This window comes from Nocardioides sp. CCNWLW216 (genome assembly GCF_037120545.1).
Classification (GTDB): domain Bacteria; phylum Actinomycetota; class Actinomycetes; order Propionibacteriales; family Nocardioidaceae; genus Nocardioides; species Nocardioides lianchengensis.
In genome coordinates this window covers 21,013-38,734 of sequence record NZ_JBBBBJ010000002.1, presented here as the reverse complement: position 1 = coordinate 38,734, position 17,722 = coordinate 21,013, and the positions used below count along the sequence as shown (strand labels likewise).

The following is a 17,722-nucleotide window of genomic DNA, read 5'->3' as shown; positions in this document are numbered from 1 at the left end:
GTCAGCCGACCCTACGGAGGAAGGCCAACAGCAGCTCGTGCACGCGCTCGGGCTGCTCCATCTGGATGAAGTGGCTGCCGCGCAGCTCGACGTACGTCGCGTCGACGAGGCGCGCGGCCGCCGTCCGCATGTGGCGCGAGCCCGCGAGCACGTCGTACGACGCCGCGACGAAGGCGACCGGCACCCGGATCCGGCTGAGCGGGACGCGCGGGTGCTCGGACGAGCGCAGGGCGAGGTGGGCGTACCAGTCGAGCGGCGTGGTCAGGAACTCGCGCACCGCCTCCACCGCGAGCTCGGGGTCGGCGACGGGGAACATGAAGCCGGAGTGGGAGAGCAGGTCGATCGCCCGACGCCCGACCGGGAGTCGCGACGCGATCGGCGTGAGCGCGCGGCCTCCGAGGCGCAGCCCGTGGGCCAGGCCGACGGTGAGGGCGCGCGCGGCCGGGCGGGGGAGCAGCAGCGGACCGAGCATCGTGGAGAACGTGTCGCCGGGGACCCCGGCCACGGCGAAGAGGCCGGTCACGCGCTCGGGGTGGTCGGCGGCCAGCTCGAACATGGTGTTCACGCCCATCGACCAGCCCACCAGCACGGCCCGGTCGACGCCGAAGTGGTCCATCACCGACAGGGCGTCCTCGACGAACTCGTCGATGCCGACGCGGTCGACGTCGACGGGGCGGTCCGAGCCGCCGGTGCCGCGGTGGTTCCAGGAGACCACGCGGACGCCGCAGTCCGGTCGGAGTAGGGCCGGCCAGGTCCAGGGGTTGGTGCCGAGGCCGTTGCAGAGCACGACCGTCGGGCCGTCGATGCTGCCGTCGGGGTCGTTGGTCCAGGCCCGGAGCCGGGTGCCGTCGTCGGAGAGGACGTCGCGGAAGGCCAGGACGGCGCGATCGTCGATGCGGGCGGCGGAGGTCGGCATGACCCGCAGACTAGGTGCTCCGTCAGCGCGCGGCGCGCACCTCGGCCGTCGGCGGGGCCGGCGGAGCGGCCAGGGCGGCGAAGAAGTCCTCGACCTCCTCGCGCTCGGCCCGGCGCTGTGCGAGTGCGGTCGAGGCGACCATGGCGTTGCGTCGGGCGCGCAGCTGGGACTCGACCGACCACTGGTCGAGCCGCCGCTCGGCGCGGCGCAGCAGGGACAGAGGCGTGAGCGCGGCGACCGACATGGCTGCTCCGAGAGGGAGGTGCTGCGGGTGGGGAGATCCCCACGCTAGATGCTGCGGGCGTCCTCGCGGTCACCGGCGTGTGACGAGGTCGTGAACTAGTCGGGAGCGGGCTCGGCCAGCACCCGTCCAGAGCGGGTCGCGCCGACGCTGGCGACCACGACGCAGGCCATCGCCGCCCACTGCACCGGGCTCAGGAACTCGGCCAGCACCACGATGCCGGCCAGCGCCGCAGCCGCCGGCTCCAGGCTCATCAGGATGCTGAACACCGCGGGTCGGATCGACCGGAGCGCGACCAGCTCGCAGGTGTAGGGGATCACCGAGCTGAGCAGCCCGACGAGCGCGCCGAGGAGCAGGATCCGTCCGTCGCCGAGCTCGTCGGCGTGCGCGCCCAGGGCGAGCGGGGTCAGCAGCAGCATCGCCACCACGCTGGCGACCACCAGGCCGTCGAAGCCCGGCCAGCGGCGGCCGGTCTGCGCACTCATCAGGATGTACGTCGCCCACGCGGCGCCGGCCAGCAGCGCGTAGAGCACCCCGACCGGGTCGAGGTCGCTGCGCTCGAACCCGAGCAGCAGCACGCCCAGCCCCGCCAGGCCGACCCAGAGCAGGTCGCGGACCCGCCGCGAGCCGAGCACCGCGAGGGTCAGCGGTCCGGCGAACTCGATCGTCACGGCGAGGCCCAGCGGGATCCGCTGGAAGGACTGATAGATCGACCAGTTCATCAGCCCGAGGCTGGCGCCGTACGCGAGGACGACGAGCCAGTCGTCGCGGGTCTTGCCGCGCAGCACCGGCCGGGCGATGGCCAGCATGACCAGCGCGCTGGCGGCGAGCCGCAGCCACACGATCGTGGTCGGGTCGACCTCGTCGAAGAGGCTCTTGGCGATGCCGGCGCCGAACTGGACGGACAGGATGCCGATCAGCACCAACCAGATCGGGGAGACCGCCGATGACTTCCTCGCCGTCACCGGGTCAACCTACCGACGAGGCCCGGCGAGCGAGGAGGCAGGGATGGGCACGGTGCTGATGGTGGGCACGCGCAAGGGACTGTGGATCGGGACGTCCGACGACGCTCGCAGCGGCTGGGAGTTCACGGGGCCGCACCATGACATGGAGGAGGTCTACTCCTGCCTGGTCGACACCCGCGGGGCGTCGCCGCGGCTGCTGGCCGGCTCCTCGTCCAGCTGGCTGGGGCCGCAGGTGCGTCGCAGCGAGGATCTCGGTCGCTCGTGGACCGAGACACCGGGCGCGATCCGCTTCGCCGAGGACGACGGCGCCTCCGTGGAGCGGGTGTGGCAGCTGGTGCCGGGCGCCGAGGACGGCGTCGTGTACGCCGGCACCGAACCCGGCGCGGTCTGGCGCTCGACGGACGGCGGTGCGTCGTTCGCCCTGGAGCGCGCGCTCTGGGAGCACCCCGACCGGCCGCAGTGGGGCGCCGGCTTCGGCGGCCAGGCCTTCCACACGATCCTCCCGCACCCGACCGACCCGGCCTCGGTGACGGTGGCCATCTCGACCGGCGGCGTCTACCAGACCGCCGACGGCGGGTCGTCCTGGGAACCGCGCAACACCGGCATCCGGGCGGAGTTCCTGCCGGAGGGGGAGCAGTACCCGCGCTTCGGCCAGTGCGTCCACAAGGTCGCCCGGCACCCGTCGCGTCCCGAGCGGCTCTACCTGCAGAACCACGGCGGGGTCTACCGATCCGACGACCACGCCGCGACCTGGGTCTCGATCGCCGACGGCCTGCCCGCCGACTTCGGCTTCCCGGTCGTCGTGCACCCGCACGAGCCCGACACCGTCTTCGTCTTCCCGCTGAACGCCGGCGAGGGGCGCTACCCGACCGACGGGAAGGCCCGCGTCTGGCGCTCCCGCGACGCGGGGGAGCGCTGGGAGGAGCTCGGCGACGGCCTCCCGGACTACTTCTACGTCGGCGTCATGCGCGATGCCATGTGCGCCGACGACCACGACACCACCGGCCTGTACGTCGGCGCCCGCAACGGCGCGGTCTGGGCCTCCGCCGACGCCGGCGGCACCTGGACGCAGGTCGTCGCCAACCTCCCGGACGTGCTGGTGGTCAGGGCCGCCCGGGTCTAGTGGCGGGGGCAGGTGTTCGGCCCCCGGCTGGGCCGCCGCTCTCCGATGATGGCCGGGTGAGTGACCCGGCCCTCGACCTCCCACCGCCCTGCCCCGGCGCCGCGGTGCGTGGATCGGCTGGCTGTTCGTGCTGGCCACCCTCGTCGGCGTGTCGGGGTTGGCCCTCGCGCTCGCCCGGCAGGAGTGGCTGGGCGTGGGGAGGGGCGCGGCGATGACAGTGGTCTTCGCGCTCGCCGGGGCGCGGCACCGCTACGACGAGCTTCCCGGCCGGGTGGAGCTCGTGGGCCTGGTCGCCGCCGGAGCGTGGCCGGCGCTCACCGTCGCCCCCTACCTCTAGCTCCGCTTGACCCCGACGCGACGTCAGGGTCTGTGCTGGGGGCATGCGCCTGATCCCCGTCGCCTATCTCGGCTCCTACCTGATGTCGGTGCTCGGCAACTCCGTCGCCGCCGTCGCGCTGCCGCTGATCGTGCTGCAGACGACCGGCAGCGCCCTGTCCGCCGGGGCCGTGGCTGCGGCGACCGCCGTACCTGCGGTGCTGGCGGGGCTGTTCATGGGCGTGGTGATCGACCGGGTGAACCGCCGTACCTCCTCGGTCGTGACCGACCTCGTCTCGGCCGGGGCGGTCGCCGCCCTGCCGGTCGTCGACCTCGTCACCGGCCTCAGCCTCGGCTGGTTCGTGCTGCTCGGAGCGATCGGGGCGTTCGGTGACGTCCCGGGCATGACCGCGCGCGAGGCGCTGCTGCCGGCGATCGCGCGGCACGGGGACCTCTCCGTCGAGCGGCTGGTCGGGGCCCGCGAGGCGCTCGGGGCGCTCGCCCTGCTGGTCGGCCCGGCGGCCGCGGGGCTGCTGATGGCGCTGCTCGACGGAGCGACGGTTCTGTGGATCACGGCTGCGACCTCGCTGCTGGCGGCGCTCACCACCCTCCTGGTGCCGCACGCGGTCGGTCGCGTGGAGAAGGGGAGCGCGGTGTCCTCCTCGTGGGCACAGGTCCGCGAGGGGTGGCACACGCTGCTCGCCAGTCGCTTCCTGGTCGTCCTGACCGGGCTCACGCTGGTGTCGGTGTTCGTGCTCGGTGCCTTCCAGGGTCTGGTCCTGCCCGTCTACTTCACGGCCGAGGACCAGCCCGGGCGCCTGGGTCTGGTGCTCACCGCTCTTGCGGCCGGCCTGCTGCTGGGCAGCGGTGCCTACCTTGCCGCTGGTCCGCGGGTCCGGCGCCGGACCTGGCTGCTCACCGGGCTGCTGGGCTCCGTCGTCGGATTCGGGGTGATGGCGGCCCTCGGGTCGTGGTGGCTCGTCCTGGTCGGCGCTTTCGTCGTGGGCGTCTTCAGCGGCCTCTTCTCCAGCCTGCTCGGCGTCCTGACGGTCGAGCGCGTCCCCGACGCGCTGCGAGGTCGGATCACCGGCACCCAGAACGCGCTGGTCACGGCGGTGGGCCCGCTGGCCATCGTCGTCGCGGCGGTCATCGTCGAGTACGTCGGCCTCCGCGAGGCTGCCATGCTGGTCGCGGCGGTCTGGGTGCTGGCGGCCCTGGCCGCGGCTCCCGGTCGATGGCTGGACCTCCCGGTCACCCCCGCCCCGGCCCTGCAGGAGGACGAGCATGCGCAGCGGTGAGCTCGCCGCCCTCGCCGGAGTCACCGTGCGCACCCTGCGGCACTACCACCAGTTGGGCATCCTCGACGAGCCCGAGCGGGCGGCCAACGGCTACCGGGAGTACGACGTCCACGACCTGGTCCGGGTGCTGCGGATCAGGCGGTTGGCCGACCTCGGCCTCGGCCTCGAGGCGATTCCGGGCGTGCTCGACGACACCGGCGACGGGCACGCCGAGGTGCTGGAGCAGCTTGACGCGGAGCTGGCTGCGCAGGTGGCCGGGCTCGAGGAGCAGCGGGCCGTGATCGCGGCGCTGCGCCGGGACGGGGCGTCCCCCGACCTGCCTCCGGAGCTCGCGCGGCAGTGGCACGCGCTCGTCGAGGCCGGGCAGCCCCGTCGTCTGGCCGAACTCGACCGGGACCAGATCCTGATCCTGGTCCAGCTCGGAGGTGCGCGGGCGGTCTCGATGGTCGCCCGCCTCTACGCCCAGGTCGAGGATCCGGGGCAGCGGGCGGCGTACCTGGAGCTCGGCGCTCGCTTCGAGCGACTCACCGCGGAGACCGCGGCGGCCGAGGTCGACCGCCTGGTCGCCGACACCACGTCCTTCCTGGGGCGGATGGTCGCCGACCTCGGCGGCGAGGAGCTCGACCTCGACGCGGGTGAGGCGCTCCTGGACGCCCACAGCCGGGACCTGCTCAACCCGACCCAGCGAGCCGTGCTCGTTCGGATCCTGGCCGCACTGGCTCGCTAGGGCCGGTGGCGTGCTGCCTGCCTCTCAGGGAGCTGCGGATCAGCCGGACTGCCCCCGCCAGGCGGCGACGACGCCGGGAGGCGGCGTGGTGGACGACCGGCCGATCGAGCCGATCGGCGGCTGGGCAACTCCGTGGCCGGGCGCGGTCCGCCCGCCGGTCAGCTGGCGGTAGATCTCCTGCGCGGAGCCGCGCATGCCCCGCAGGAACGGGTGGAAGTCGGCCGCCCGCAGCGGCTTGAGGGTGCTGCCGTTGATCCAGGCCTCCTGGCCGGCGCACGCGTCGTGGCCGCGGGAGGCGGGATAGAGGTTCAGGTAGGCGGCGCCGTTGTTGACCGCGGCCCGGCGCAGGGAGCGGTTCAGCCGCCGCTCGATCCGGTTGCCCCAGCGGTAGTCTCCGGCCGCGAACTTCACGGCCTTGCAGGTCCCGCGCTCAGGGAGCAGCCGCGGGTAGCCGACGACGTACACCTCGGCGTTCGGCGCGCGCCGGCCGACCGCCCGCAGCGTGCGGCCGACGTACCGCTGGATCCGGGTGGCGTCGCGGAGCTTGGTGTCGACACCACGACGGTTGGTGAAGTGGCGCCGGCAGGGGTCGCCCTGCGGGTCGAGCTCGGCGACCTTCTGGCAGACCTCGATCATCGAGCCGAAGAGCTTCCGGTCGTTGCCGCCGATGCCGACGGTCACCAGGTCGGTCCCGGCGCTCAGGGCGTCGATCTGCCGGGGTGGCTTGGGCCCGGGGATGATCGTCGTCTGGGCGCGCCGGTCGAGATCGGCCGTCTCGGCGCCCGAGCAGGTGACGTCGACGTAGCTGCGCACCTTCAGGTAGCCGGCCAGGAACGCCGGGTAGTTGTTGGTCGAGCGCAGACAGCCGAGCGGATCGAGCCGCTGGGCCGGCACGAGCGGGCCGGCGCTGTAGGAGTCGCCGAGGGCGACGTAGTCGATCGGCTCGCCGCTCGCCACCACGTCGCTGGCCGGTCCGGCGGCGGCCGGTCCCCCGGGTGCGGTCCCGAGCGTGGCCGCCAGCACCAGCGCGGCGGCGGCGTACAGGATCGACCGGGACGGGCGAGGACGGACGGTGCGCATGGTGCCTCCGGGGTAGGGCGGGACGAGACGGGAGTTCTGCAACCCGTTCTCGTTCTACCCACTCCGGGGCGGTCCTACGACTGCGGCACGTGGGGACCCATCGGCGGGGTCTGTTCCTGGTAGGCCGGCAGCTCGCCGGTCTCGGGCTCGTGCACGATCGGGTCGGGGACGCCCGCGGTGATCGTGCTGCCGTCGGCCCGGATGCCGCCGGTGATCGGGTGGTCGTCGACGACGCCGGTCATCCGCGGGCCCTGGTCGTCGAGGACGACCTCGAGCGGCGCCGCCGCGCTCACGTCGTACGACGTGCCGCGCACGCTGAGCGTCACCGTGTCGCCCTCGGCGGGCGGGGCCTCCAGGGTGATGCGCAGCTGCCGCTCGGTGACCTCGACCAGCAGCCGGGCACCCTGCCAGGCGAGCCGGTAGCGCAGCACCGGCCAGCCGACGGGCAGCCGCGGGTCGAAGGACAGCTCGCCGCCGTGGTCGCGCATGCCGCCGAAGCCGGAGACCAGGGCGCTCCACACGCCGCCGCAGGACGCGACGTGCATGCCGTCGACGGTGTTGCCGTGCAGGTTCCTCAGGTCGACGTACAGCGCCTCGTGGAAGTAGCGCAGCGCGGTGTCGTGGTGGCCGACCTCGGCGGCGATGATCGCCTGGACGCAGGCCGACAACGTCGAGTCGCCGGTGGTGATCGGGTCGTAGTACTCGAAGTCCGCGCGCTTCTCGTCGTCGCTGAACCGGTCGCCCTGCAGGAACAGCGCGAGCACGACGTCGGCCTGCTTCAGCACCTGGAACCGGTAGATCACCAGCGGGTGGTAGTGCAGCAGCAGCGGCCGCAGCTCGGCCGGCGTCTTGGACAGGTCCCACACCTCGCGGTCCAGGAAGAAGTCGTCCTGCGGGTGGATGCCCAGCCCGGCGTCGAACGGGATCGACATGCCGGCGGCGCAGCGACGCCACTCGTCGACCTCCTCGCCGCTCAGGTCGAGCCGGGCCCGGAGCCGGTCGAACTCGACCGGGTCGGCCTCCCGGACCCACTCCACCGCCTCGACGGCCTGCTCCAGGTTGAAGCGGGCCATGACGTTGGTGAACAGGTTGTTGTTGACGACGGTCGTGTACTCGTCGGGCCCGGTGACACCGTGGATGTGGAAGCTCTCGTCGCCGTTGCTGCGCCAGAAGCCCAGGTCGGCCCACATCCGCGCGGTCTCGATGAGGATGTCGATGCCCTCGCGGACCAGGAAGCCCCGGTCACCGGTGGCCCGGACGTACTTGGTGAGCGCGTAGGCGACGTCCGCGTCGATGTGCACCTGCGCTGAGCCGGCCGCGTAGTACGCCGACGCCTCCTCGCCGTTGATCGTGCGCCACGGGAACATGGCGCCGCTCTGGGCCATCTCGCGGGCCCGGTTCCGGGCGGCCGGAAGCATGAGCGACCGGAAGTGCAGGGCGTTGCGGGCCACCTCGGGCAGCGTGTAGGTGAGGAACGGGATCACGTAGACCTCGGTGTCCCAGAAGTAGTGACCCTCGTAGCCGGAGCCGGTCACCCCCTTGGCCGGTACGCCGAGCCCGTCGGTGCGGCCGCTGGCCTGGGCCAGGGAGAACAGGTTGAACCGCACCGCCTGCTGCACGGCCGCGAGTTCCTGGCTCGCCGTACCGACGGGGTCGTCCGCGAGCCCCCCGACCTCGACGTCCGCGGCGTCCCAGAACCGGCCGTACCAGGCGCGCTGGTCCTCCAGGTAGTGCTTCAGCCCCTGCCGCTTGGCCCGGTCGAGGGTGCGGTCGCAGCGGTCGGACAGCTCGCGCACCGGGACGCCCCGCGAGGAGTGGTAGGCGACGGTCTTGCAGAGGGTGATCGTGTTGCCCTCGGTGGCGTCGACCCGGAAGACGGTCTTGGCCAGGTCCTCGTCGCCGCGGACGACGATCTCGTGCTCGTCGGAGGTGGTCAGGTCGTGGTCGGCGGCGACCGCGATCGTCATGCCCGAGGTCGCGCAGCGGTAGCCGAGCAGCATCCGGTCGTCGCGGGCGTAGTGCAGTCGCGGCTCCAGGACCCGCCCGGCGAAGGCCGCCGCCTTGCGTGGGTCGGTCATCCCGATCGCGACCTGGGGCTGCTCCGCCCCGACGTACTCGTCACGGCCGTCCTGGCGGTTGATGATCTGCGAGGAGACCACCACCGGCGCGTCGCCGCTGAGCATGGTGATCTCCAGCGTCAGGAACGACAGGTGCCGCTGGGTCATCGAGACCATCCGCGTGGAGTGGATCCGCACCCGCTTGCCCGACGGCGTGCGCCAGACCAGGTTGCGGCGCAGCAGGCCGTCGCGGAAGTCGAGCGATCGCTCGTAGAACTCCAGGTCGGAGGTGCCGAAGGTCAGCGGCTCGTCGTCGACGTAGATCTTGACGACCTTCGCGTCGGGCACGTTGACGATGGTCTGGCCGGTGCGGGCGAAGCCGAACGCCGCCTCCGCGTGCCGGATCGGCCAGGTCTCGTGGAAGCCGTTGACGAACGTCCCGTGGGCGTACGACGGCCGCCCCTCCTCGGGGTTGCCGCGCATGCCGAGGTAGCCGTTGGCCACGGTGAAGAGCGTCTCGGTCACGCCCAGGTCGTCGGGGTGGTAGCTGGTCTCCACCAGTCGCCACGGGTCGATCGGGAACCGACCGCGGTCCATCGGGTCCGGGCCCACCTTGCGGGGGTTCACGGGACCAGCTCCGCGAGGTCGCTGACGACGACCGTCGCGCCGGCGTCGTTGAGCGTGTCGTGACCGGCACCCCGGTCGACCCCGATGACGGCGGCGAACCCGCCGGCCGCCCCGGCCCGCACGCCCGAGACGGCATCCTCGAGGACCACCGCTCTCGCGTGCGGGACCCCGAGTACGTCGGCGGCGTGCTGGAAGGTGTCGGGCGCGGGCTTGCCGGGCAGGCCCAGCTCCTCGGCCACCGCCCCGCTCACCACGGTCCGGAACCGGTCGGCCAGGCCGGCGGCCTCGAGGACGGCCGGCGCGTTGACCGAGGATGAGACGACCGCGAGCGGCATCCCCCGGTCGCGCAGGTGGTCGAGGAGCGCGACCGAGCCGGGGTAGGCCGTCACGCCGTCGCGGGCCAGCACCGCGTTGAAGGCGTCGTTCTTGCGGTTGCCCAGCCCGCGCACGGTCTCGGCGCTCGCCGGGTCGTCGCTGGTGCCCTCGGGCAGCTTGAGGCCGCGGGCGGCGAGGAAGTCGCGCACCCCGTCGTAGCGGGGCTTGCCGTCGACGTGGGCGAAGTAGTCGGCGTCGGTGTACGGCGACCGGTCGCCGGCCCCGTCGTACGCCTGGAGGAAGGCGTTGAACATCTCGGCCCAGGCGCGCATGTGCACCTCGGCGGTCGGGGTCACCACCCCGTCGAGGTCGAACAGGGCAGCGTCCACGTCGTCCCAGCTGAAGTCGGCCACGGGGAACACGCTAGAGGGCCCGAGGGGTCGCTCGTCCAGACAACCCGCCCGGGACGTGTTGAGACTCCGGCCACTCCGGGCCCAGACTGCCGCCCATGGGAGCGTTCGAGGTCGTCCGCAGCACCACCATCGGGGCGGACGCCCGGGTGGTGCACGCGCTCGTCAACGACCTCCACCTGTGGACCGCCTGGTCGCCCTGGGAGGACATCGACCCCGGCATGGAGCGCGTGCACACGGGCTCGCCGAACGGCGTGGGCGCCTGCTACGCGTGGCACGGGAACCGCAAGGCGGGCGCCGGGTCGATGCAGATCACCTCGTCGCAGCCCGAGCGGATCGAGCTGGTGCTGCGCTTCCTCAAGCCGTTCTCGACGACCAACGAGGTGTGGTTCGAACTGCTGCCGGTCGCCGGCTCGACGGTGGTGACCTGGCGGATGCGGGGCGCGACGAGCGGCCTGATGTCGTGGCTGAGCCCGGTCATCCCGATGGATCGGCTGGTCGGCCGGGACTTCGAGCGAGGCCTGGCGAAGCTGAAGAAGGTGGCCGAGGGCGACCCCTCGCCGACCGGCTCCCGCTGAGCCCGACCCTGAGACCGGCGTACGGCGGCGCCGGGCCCCGATTAGGCTCGGAGGCATGAGCGAGCAGGACCCGACCACGCACGACCTCAAGCCCCGTTCGCGGGACGTGACCGACGGACTGGAGCGGGCCGCGGCGCGCGGCATGCTCCGCGCCGTCGGCATGGGCGACGACGACTGGGAGAAGCCCCAGATCGGTGTGGCCTCCAGCTGGAACGAGATCACCCCCTGCAACCTCTCCCTGGACCGGCTGGCGAAGGCCGTCAAGAACGGCGTGCACGCGGCCGGTGGCTACCCGCTCGAGTTCGGGACCATCTCGGTCTCCGACGGCATCTCGATGGGCCACGAGGGGATGCACTTCTCGCTGGTCTCGCGCGAGGTCATCGCCGACTCGGTCGAGACCGTGATGATGGCCGAGCGTCTCGACGGCTCGGTGCTCCTGGCCGGCTGCGACAAGTCGCTGCCCGGCATGCTGATGGCCGCCGCGCGGCTCGACCTGTCCAGCGTGTTCCTCTACGCCGGCTCCACGATGCCGGGCTCGGTCGACGGCAACGACGTGACGATCATCGACGCCTTCGAGGCGGTCGGCGCCTGCCTGGCCGGCAAGATCACCCGCGCCGAGGTGGACCGGATCGAGCGGGCCATCTGTCCGGGCGAGGGCGCCTGCGGCGGCATGTACACCGCCAACACCATGGCCTCGGTGGCCGAGGCGATCGGCATGAGCCTGCCCGGCTCGGCCGCCCCGCCGGCCGTCGACCGGCGTCGCGACGGGTTCGCGCACCGCTCCGGCGAGGCCGTCGTGAACCTCCTCAAGCACGGCATCACGGCCCGCCAGATCATGACCAAGGAGGCGTTCGAGAACGCCATCACCGTCGTGATGGCCCTCGGCGGCTCGACGAACGCCGTGCTGCACCTGCTGGCCATGGCCCGCGAGGCCGACGTCGACCTGACCATCGACGACTTCAACCGGGTCGGCGAGAAGGTGCCGCACCTCGGCGACCTGAAGCCGTTCGGCAAGTACGTCATGAACGACGTCGACAAGATCGGCGGCATCCCTGTCGTGATGAAGGCGCTGCTCGACGCGGGCCTCATGCACGGCGACTGCCTGACCGTCACCGGCAAGACCATGGCCGAGAACCTCGAGGCGCTGGCCCCGCCGGCCCTCGACGACGACGTGATCCGCAAGCTGGACCGGCCGATCCACGCCACCGGCGGCCTGACCATCCTCAAGGGCACGCTGGCCCCCGAGGGCGCGGTCGTGAAGTCGGCCGGCTTCGACGACACCGTCTTCCGCGGCACGGCCCGGGTCTTCGACGGCGAGCGCGCCGCGATGGACGCCCTCGAGGAGGGGAAGATCCAGGCCCGCGACGTCGTGGTCATCCGCTACGAGGGCCCCAAGGGCGGTCCCGGCATGCGGGAGATGCTGGCCATCACCGGCGCGATCAAGGGCGCCGGCCTCGGCAAGGACGTCCTGCTCGTCACCGACGGCCGCTTCTCCGGCGGTACGACGGGCCTCTGCGTGGGCCACATCGCGCCCGAGGCCGTCGACGGCGGACCGATCGCGTTCGTGCAGGACGGCGACCCGATCGTGCTCGACGTGCTGAACCGCACGCTGGAGGTCGAGATCTCCGAGGAGGACTACGCCGCCCGCCAGGAGGGCTGGACGCCGCGCCCGCCGAAGTACACCCGCGGTGTGCTCGGCAAGTACGCCAAGGTCGTGCAGTCCGCGGCCCACGGCGCCGTCACCAGCTGAGGCGGTCGTCGCCGGATGGGGAAGACCTACGACGCGATCGACGGACGCCTGCGGGCGTTCGTCGAGCGCCAACCCGTCTTCTTCGTGGCGACGGCACCGTCCGGCGACGGCGGCCACGTCAACGTCTCGCCGAAGGGCCTCGCCGACACCTTCGCGGTCGTTGACGAGCACACGGTCGCCTACCTCGACCTGACCGCGAGCGGGGCCGAGACGATCGCCCACCTGCGCCAGAACGGCCGGATCACGCTGATGTTCTGCTCGTTCGAGCGGACCCCCAACGTGGTCCGGTTCCACGGCCGCGGACGCGTCGTCACGGTGTACGACGACGACTTCGCCACCTGGGCCGCCCGCTTCCCGGCCAACCCGGCCGCCCGAGCGGTGATCGTGGTCGACGTCGAGCGGGTCAGCGACTCCTGCGGCTACGCGCTGCCGCTGCTCAGCCTCGACGAGGAGCGGGACCTGCTCACCCCCAACATGGAGCGGCGCGGACCCGACGGGGTGCTCGCCTACCGGGTGCAGAAGAACCGCACCAGCATCGACGGCCTACCCGCGTTCGACCAGGACCCGGTCCCGTGAGCGACCGGCGCCCCGAGCCGACCTGGCCGATCCTCTTCCTCGTGCTGCTGGTGCTGCTCGCGCTGCTGGCGGTCTCCTGGGAGGCGGGCTACCAGTCGACCGACTCGGCGCGCGCCGAGCCGGAGGCCGCGCCTGCGGTGTCCGGGCCGCCGGCGGCCCAGGCGCCCGTCGAGGAGCCGGCCGCACCCGCGGAGCCGACCGAGCCGGCCACCCCCGCCGAGCCGGTCTCGGGGGAGCCGGTCGCCACGCTGCCGGGCGGCCGCACCCGGGTCTTCGAGGGCGGCCGGTTCCTGGTGGCCCACTACGGCACCGCCGGCACGGGCTCGCTCGGCGTGCTGGGGGAGCGGTCGCCCGACCGGGCTGCGGCCGCCGTACGACGGGCCGCCCGGCCTTTCCGCCGTCCGGGCCGCCCGGTGCAGGGCGTCTTCGAGCTGATCGTCACCGTCGCCGACGGGCTTCCCGGCCGCGACGGCGACTTCAGCCACGACATCCCGCGCGCCGACGTACGCCGCTACGTCCGGGCCGCCCGGCAGCACGGCCTCCTGCTGCTGCTCGACATCCAGCCGGGACGCTCCGACTTCCTGACCGTGGCCAAGCGCTGGGAGTGGGCGCTGCGCGACCCGCACGTCGGGCTGGCGCTCGACCCCGAGTGGCGGATGTCGCGCCACCAGGTGCCGGGGCGGGTCGTCGGCCGGGTCCACGCCCGCGAGGTGAACCGGACCTCGGCCTGGCTCTCGCGCCTGGTCACCCGCGAGCGGTTGCCCGAGAAGCTGTTCGTGCTGCACCAGTTCCGGACCTCGATGCTCCCCGCCGTCGAGCGGATCGTCGGCCGTCCGGGACTCGCCTCGGTCCAGCACGTCGACGGGTTCGGGACCCGCCAGCAGAAGCGCGCGACCTACCGGGCGGTGGCGCGTCCCCGACAGTTCACGATGGGTTTCAAGCTGTTCTACGACGAGGACGTCCACCGCATGGACGCTCGCGCCGTTCAGGCGCTCCGGCCCCGGGTCCGGTTCGTGAGCTTCCAGTGACGTCCGGGTTCCGGACAATCTGGCAGGATGGTCGGGGGGGAAGGAGACAGCGGACGGTGGACTTCTCAGTCGAGAACAAGTCGTGTTCGTTCTGCGGGGTGCAGGGTGAGAAGGGCATGAAGTTCGCCGGCGGACTGGGCGCGATGATGTGCCACTCGTGCGTCGACGAGTACCACGCGGTCCTCTCCTCCCCGGAACGCACGGAGGCGGTCTCGCGACCCCCGTGGGAGTCGATGACCGACGCCGAGCTGCTCGCCAAGATCCCTCTGATCGCCCAGACCGCGACCCAGGTCGACGACTTCCTGGTCGAGTGGGTCGAGCTGGCGCGCTCGCGCAAGCTGTCGTGGGCCGCCATCGGGCAGTCGCTGGGCACCTCCCGGCAGGCCGCGTGGGAGCGGTTCGCCCAGCGGGTCGAGCGGCTGAGCACCGACGCCGCCGGCTGAGCGACGCCGTCCGTCGCGCGGCTACCCTGCGCAGGTGACGAGCGACCTCGACCAGACCGACCCCCTGGCGTCGTACCGGGACGCCTTCGTGGGGGCCGAGACGCCGTTGGTGTACTTCGACGGCAACAGCCTCGGCCGGCCCCTGAGGGTGACCGGCGACCGGCTGAAGGCGTTCGTCGACGAGGAGTGGGGCGGGCGGCTGATCCGCGGGTGGGACGAGGGCTGGATGGACCTCCCCGCCACGATCGGCGACGACCTCGGCCGGATCTGCCTCGGGGCTGGAGCCGGGCAGACGATCGTCGGCGACTCCACGACCGTGCTCCTCTACAAGACGATGCGGGCGGCGGTGGCGGCCCGGCCCGGGCGGACCGAGATCGTGGTCGACCGCGACAACTTCCCGACCGACCGGTACGTCGCGCAGGGGATCGCCGACGAGTGCGGGCTGAGCATCCGCTGGATCGACGTCGACACCAGCGCCGGGGTCACGGCGGAGCAGCTGGCGGAGGCGACCGGTGAGCGCACGGCCCTCGTGGTGCTCAGCCACGTCGCCTACCGCTCGGCGTACCTCGCCGACGTCGAGCAGCTGACCCGGATCGCCCACGACGCCGGTGCGTTGGTGCTCTGGGACCTCTGCCACTCCGCCGGCTCGGTGCCGACCGAGCTCGACGCGTGGGGCGTCGACCTGGCGGTGGGCTGCAGCTACAAGTACCTCAACGGTGGGCCGGGCGCGCCCGCCTTCGTCTACGTGAACGCAGGGCTGCTCGACTCGCTCACGCAGCCGATCCAGGGCTGGATGGGCGCGACCGACCCGTTCCTGATGGGGCCGACCTACGCCCCGGCGGCCGGCATCCGCCGGATGCTCTCGGGCACCCCGCCGGTGGTCGGCATGCTCGCGCTGCAGGACATGCTGGAGCTGCTGGAGCAGGCCGGCATCGATGCCGTCCGCGCCAAGTCGGTGGCCCTCACCGACCACGCGGTCGAGCTCGCCGCGGAGCTGCTGCCCGACGTGGCGCTGGCCAGCCCGCGCGACAGCGCCCGCCGGGGCGGCCACGTCACGCTGAACCACCCGCTGATGCGCGAGGTGACCGCTGCGCTCTGGCGGCGCGACGTCATCCCGGACTACCGCGACCCGCACGGCCTGCGGATCGGGCTGTCGCCGTTGTCCACCTCCTTCGCCGAGGTACGACGGGGCCTGGAAACGGTTCGCGAGACGCTCGACGCCCTGACACGCTGAGGGGCATGCGCTTCCCCCGACCGCTCCGCCCGGGCGACACGATCGGCGTCACGGCGCCGTCCAGCGGCGTCGACGAGCGGCTGCGGCCGCGACTGGACGCCGGGATCCGGCGGCTGCGCGAGCGCGGCTTCGAGGTCGAGGTGGGGGAGTGCCTCGGGGGCGACGGGGTCGTCTCCGCCCCGAAGGAGCGGCGGGCGGCCGAGCTGACCCGGATGCTGACCGACCCGGCGGTCCGCGCCGTCGTACCCCCGTGGGGCGGGGAGACGGCGATCGACCTGCTCGACCATGTCGACTGGTTCGCGCTCGAGGCCGCCGAGCCGACCTGGCTGGTCGGGTTCAGCGACCTCTCCACGCTGATGCTGCCGCTCAGCCTCCGCACCGGCTGGGCCACGCTGCACGGCAGCAACCTGATGGACACCCCGTACGACGCCCCCGACGGTCTGCTGCACTGGCTCGACGTCGCCTCCGCCACCGAGCCGTTCACGCAGCGCAGCCCGGGTCGCTACCGCGACGAGGGCTGGGACGACTACGTCGGCGACCCCGGGGTGGCCACGATGACCCTCGACCGGGAGGGCGGCTGGTGGTCCCTCGACGGGGCGCCCGTCGAGGTGAGCGGGCGGCTGGTCGGGGGCTGCCTGGAGACCGTGTGCCACCTCGCCGGCACCCCGTACGGCGACGTTGCGGCCTACGGTCGCGCCCACGCCGACGAGGGGCTACTGGTCTACCTGGAGGCCGCCGAGCACGGCGCGTACGACGTCTGCCGAGCCCTGCACGGCCTGCGGCTGGCCGGGTGGTTCGAGCACGCGAGCGCGGTCGTGATCGGGCGGACCCGGGCGTCCGACGCGGACGGCATGACGCAGGTCGAGGCGGTCGCCGATGCGCTCGGCAGCCTCGGCGTGCCTGTCGTGCTGGACGTCGAGTGCGGCCACGCCCAGCCGTTCCTGCCGCTGGTCAACGGCGCGCTGGCCCACCTGGTGCTCGACGGCGAGCGCCGCGAGATCACCCAGCGGCTGGGCTGACCGGGTTCAGTTGACCAGGTCGCGCCAGTTGTCGGGCACCCGACCGGCCGGGCCGGGGGTCGGCTGGTCGTCGGGGTGGGCGGTGGGCGCGGCGAGCTCGGGGCCGAGGATCCCGATCTCCCGGCCGTAGTCCCAGAACCAGTCCTCGCCGGGTTCGAAGCTCTGCACCACGGGGTGCCCGGTGCTCCGGAAGTGCGCGGTGGCGTGCTGGGCGGGGGAGGAGTCGCAGCAGCCGACGTGCCCGCACGAGGCACAGCGACGCAGGTGCACCCACCAGCCGCCGGCCGCGTCGCACTCGACGCAGCCCGGGCCGCTGGGTGGGACGGTGGGATCGATGTCGGTCATGACGACACGCTAGTGCGGCGCGCGTGGCCAGCGCGTGTCGATCCGGTACGCCGCCGCGAACAGCGCCAGGAACAGCACGGTCACCATGCCCGACGCCGCGAGCACCCGGAGCCAGCCCTCGGCGTCGACGTCGAGGAAGGGGTAGGGGTACCAGCCGCTGATCGCGCCCACGGCCAGCGTCCAGGCCAGCCAGGCGAGCGGCCAGACGATGGCCCGCCGTACCTCGAGCAGCGTCACCCGCGGCCGCGGACCGACCAGCAGCCACCCGGCCACGGTCAGCAGCGGCACCACCATGTGCAGCAGCTTGTCGGCGGTCCAGTCCCAGCCGTCGAGGTCGAGCAGCGGACGCAGCAGCACGAAGTGGACCAGCCCGGTCACCGTGATCCCGACCAGGCCGGCCAGGCGGACGACCCGCCACCAGCGGCCGTCGTACGACGGGTCGCGCGCGAGCGTCACCGCCGCGATCGCGACCAGCAGGTTGCTCTGGATCGTGAAGTAGGAGACCAGCCGTCCGAGCCGCGCCGCCAGCCCCGGCTCGCTCGCGTCGTCGAGGACCCGCCCGCCCTGCACCACCAGGGCCAGCTGCAGGACCAGCGCGGTCACGACCACGACCGCGGTCACCAGGTGCCAGCGGCGAGCCGCGAGGGACGTCATCCCCGGAACCTAGGGTGTCCG

The 17,722-nt window shown here is 72.9% G+C and carries 19 protein-coding genes; 11 read left to right on the top strand and 8 right to left on the bottom strand.

Annotated features, from left to right (window positions below):
• Nucleotide 1 precedes the first annotated feature (1 nt).
• The 3 genes from V7S47_RS04575 to V7S47_RS04565 form a co-directional block, all read right to left on the bottom strand.
• On the bottom strand, nt 2–916 hold the full coding sequence (locus V7S47_RS04575) for an alpha/beta fold hydrolase (RefSeq protein ID WP_336560466.1): 915 nt from the start codon (nt 914–916) through the stop codon (nt 2–4).
• A gap of 22 nt (nt 917–938) precedes the next feature.
• Nucleotides 939–1,160, bottom strand: a complete 222-nt coding sequence (locus tag V7S47_RS04570; RefSeq protein WP_336560465.1) for a hypothetical protein — start codon at nt 1,158–1,160, stop codon at nt 939–941.
• 95 nt (nt 1,161–1,255) lie between these two features.
• Nucleotides 1,256–2,122 (bottom strand): EamA family transporter, encoded by an 867-nt coding sequence (locus tag V7S47_RS04565; RefSeq protein ID WP_336560464.1) that lies wholly within the window; start codon nt 2,120–2,122, stop codon nt 1,256–1,258.
• A 43-nt stretch (nt 2,123–2,165) separates the two neighbouring features.
• Here V7S47_RS04565 and V7S47_RS04560 point away from each other — a divergent pair, with 43 nt between their 5' ends.
• The 4 genes from V7S47_RS04560 to V7S47_RS04545 all read left to right on the top strand — a co-directional run bounded on the left by V7S47_RS04560 (nt 2,166) and on the right by V7S47_RS04545 (nt 5,585).
• Complete coding sequence (locus V7S47_RS04560) at nt 2,166–3,245, top strand: WD40/YVTN/BNR-like repeat-containing protein (protein ID WP_336560463.1); 1,080 nt, start codon at nt 2,166–2,168, stop codon at nt 3,243–3,245.
• A gap of 127 nt (nt 3,246–3,372) precedes the next feature.
• Nucleotides 3,373–3,582 (top strand): hypothetical protein, encoded by a 210-nt coding sequence (locus V7S47_RS04555; protein WP_336560462.1) that lies wholly within the window; start codon nt 3,373–3,375, stop codon nt 3,580–3,582.
• 43 nt (nt 3,583–3,625) lie between these two features.
• A complete protein-coding gene (locus V7S47_RS04550) occupies nt 3,626–4,858 on the top strand; it encodes an MFS transporter (protein WP_336560461.1) in 1,233 nt (410 codons plus the stop codon).
• Nucleotides 4,845–5,585, top strand: a complete 741-nt coding sequence (locus tag V7S47_RS04545) for a MerR family transcriptional regulator (protein WP_336560460.1) — start codon at nt 4,845–4,847, stop codon at nt 5,583–5,585. Before V7S47_RS04550 ends, V7S47_RS04545 begins: the two co-directional genes overlap by 14 nt.
• Before the next feature lie 39 nt (nt 5,586–5,624).
• Here the strand turns inward: V7S47_RS04545 and V7S47_RS04540 are convergent, their stop codons facing one another.
• Genes V7S47_RS04540 through V7S47_RS04530 form a run of 3 tightly spaced genes read right to left on the bottom strand, consistent with a single transcriptional unit; the run spans nt 5,625 to nt 10,077 of the window.
• Nucleotides 5,625–6,707 carry an SGNH/GDSL hydrolase family protein gene (locus tag V7S47_RS04540; protein WP_336560459.1) on the bottom strand — a complete coding sequence of 361 codons (1,083 nt, stop codon included), beginning with the start codon at nt 6,705–6,707 and terminating at the stop codon, nt 5,625–5,627.
• A 32-nt stretch (nt 6,708–6,739) separates the two neighbouring features.
• The gene (locus V7S47_RS04535; RefSeq protein ID WP_336561003.1) at nt 6,740–9,319 is read right to left on the bottom strand and encodes a glycoside hydrolase family 65 protein; all 2,580 of its coding nucleotides are present in this window, start codon (nt 9,317–9,319) and stop codon (nt 6,740–6,742) included.
• A gap of 26 nt (nt 9,320–9,345) precedes the next feature.
• A complete protein-coding gene (locus tag V7S47_RS04530; protein WP_336560458.1) occupies nt 9,346–10,077 on the bottom strand; it encodes an HAD family hydrolase in 732 nt (243 codons plus the stop codon).
• Between the two features lie 95 nt (nt 10,078–10,172).
• Between V7S47_RS04530 and V7S47_RS04525 the strand changes: the two genes are divergently transcribed.
• Genes V7S47_RS04525 through V7S47_RS04495 form a run of 7 tightly spaced genes read left to right on the top strand, consistent with a single transcriptional unit; the run spans nt 10,173 to nt 16,702 of the window.
• Complete coding sequence (locus tag V7S47_RS04525; protein ID WP_336560457.1) at nt 10,173–10,652, top strand: SRPBCC family protein; 480 nt, start codon at nt 10,173–10,175, stop codon at nt 10,650–10,652.
• A gap of 55 nt (nt 10,653–10,707) precedes the next feature.
• Nucleotides 10,708–12,402, top strand: a complete 1,695-nt coding sequence (gene ilvD / locus V7S47_RS04520; RefSeq protein WP_336560456.1) for a dihydroxy-acid dehydratase — start codon at nt 10,708–10,710, stop codon at nt 12,400–12,402.
• 15 nt (nt 12,403–12,417) lie between these two features.
• Complete coding sequence (locus V7S47_RS04515) at nt 12,418–12,978, top strand: pyridoxamine 5'-phosphate oxidase family protein (RefSeq protein WP_336560455.1); 561 nt, start codon at nt 12,418–12,420, stop codon at nt 12,976–12,978.
• Entirely contained in the window at nt 12,975–14,006 is a 1,032-nt protein-coding gene (locus V7S47_RS04510) for a hypothetical protein (protein WP_336560454.1), read from the top strand. The genes V7S47_RS04515 and V7S47_RS04510 overlap by 4 nt, the downstream gene beginning before the upstream one ends.
• A gap of 56 nt (nt 14,007–14,062) precedes the next feature.
• A complete protein-coding gene (locus tag V7S47_RS04505; RefSeq protein WP_090853123.1) occupies nt 14,063–14,449 on the top strand; it encodes a hypothetical protein in 387 nt (128 codons plus the stop codon).
• A 34-nt stretch (nt 14,450–14,483) separates the two neighbouring features.
• Nucleotides 14,484–15,683, top strand: a complete 1,200-nt coding sequence (locus tag V7S47_RS04500; RefSeq protein ID WP_336560453.1) for a kynureninase — start codon at nt 14,484–14,486, stop codon at nt 15,681–15,683.
• A 5-nt stretch (nt 15,684–15,688) separates the two neighbouring features.
• Nucleotides 15,689–16,702: a S66 family peptidase gene (locus V7S47_RS04495; protein WP_336560452.1), complete on the top strand. Its 1,014-nt coding sequence runs from the start codon at nt 15,689–15,691 to the stop codon at nt 16,700–16,702.
• A 6-nt stretch (nt 16,703–16,708) separates the two neighbouring features.
• On the opposite strand, the gene V7S47_RS04490 is transcribed toward V7S47_RS04495, so the two are convergent.
• Together V7S47_RS04490 and V7S47_RS04485 are read right to left on the bottom strand one after the other, a co-directional pair.
• Entirely contained in the window at nt 16,709–17,047 is a 339-nt protein-coding gene (locus V7S47_RS04490) for a UBP-type zinc finger domain-containing protein (RefSeq protein ID WP_336560451.1), read from the bottom strand.
• 9 nt (nt 17,048–17,056) lie between these two features.
• On the bottom strand, nt 17,057–17,701 hold the full coding sequence (locus V7S47_RS04485) for a Pr6Pr family membrane protein (RefSeq protein ID WP_336560450.1): 645 nt from the start codon (nt 17,699–17,701) through the stop codon (nt 17,057–17,059).
• Nucleotides 17,702–17,722: the final 21 nt, after the last annotated feature.

Excerpts from the sequence above, each read along its gene's own strand:
- V7S47_RS04575 (WP_336560466.1), bottom strand. The coding sequence starts at position 916 with ATGCCGACCTCCGCCGCCCGCATCGACGATCGCGCCGTCCTGGCCTTC.
- V7S47_RS04570 (WP_336560465.1), bottom strand. The coding sequence starts at position 1,160 with ATGTCGGTCGCCGCGCTCACGCCTCTGTCCCTGCTGCGCCGCGCCGAG.
- V7S47_RS04560 (WP_336560463.1), top strand. The coding sequence starts at position 2,166 with ATGGGCACGGTGCTGATGGTGGGCACGCGCAAGGGACTGTGGATCGGG.
- V7S47_RS04550 (WP_336560461.1), top strand. The coding sequence starts at position 3,626 with ATGCGCCTGATCCCCGTCGCCTATCTCGGCTCCTACCTGATGTCGGTG.
- V7S47_RS04545 (WP_336560460.1), top strand. The coding sequence starts at position 4,845 with ATGCGCAGCGGTGAGCTCGCCGCCCTCGCCGGAGTCACCGTGCGCACC.
- V7S47_RS04535 (WP_336561003.1), bottom strand. The coding sequence starts at position 9,319 with ATGGACCGCGGTCGGTTCCCGATCGACCCGTGGCGACTGGTGGAGACC.
- V7S47_RS04525 (WP_336560457.1), top strand. The coding sequence starts at position 10,173 with ATGGGAGCGTTCGAGGTCGTCCGCAGCACCACCATCGGGGCGGACGCC.
- ilvD (WP_336560456.1), top strand. The coding sequence starts at position 10,708 with ATGAGCGAGCAGGACCCGACCACGCACGACCTCAAGCCCCGTTCGCGG.
- V7S47_RS04515 (WP_336560455.1), top strand. The coding sequence starts at position 12,418 with ATGGGGAAGACCTACGACGCGATCGACGGACGCCTGCGGGCGTTCGTC.
- V7S47_RS04495 (WP_336560452.1), top strand. The coding sequence starts at position 15,689 with ATGCGCTTCCCCCGACCGCTCCGCCCGGGCGACACGATCGGCGTCACG.
- V7S47_RS04490 (WP_336560451.1), bottom strand. The coding sequence starts at position 17,047 with ATGACCGACATCGATCCCACCGTCCCACCCAGCGGCCCGGGCTGCGTC.
- V7S47_RS04485 (WP_336560450.1), bottom strand. The coding sequence starts at position 17,701 with ATGACGTCCCTCGCGGCTCGCCGCTGGCACCTGGTGACCGCGGTCGTG.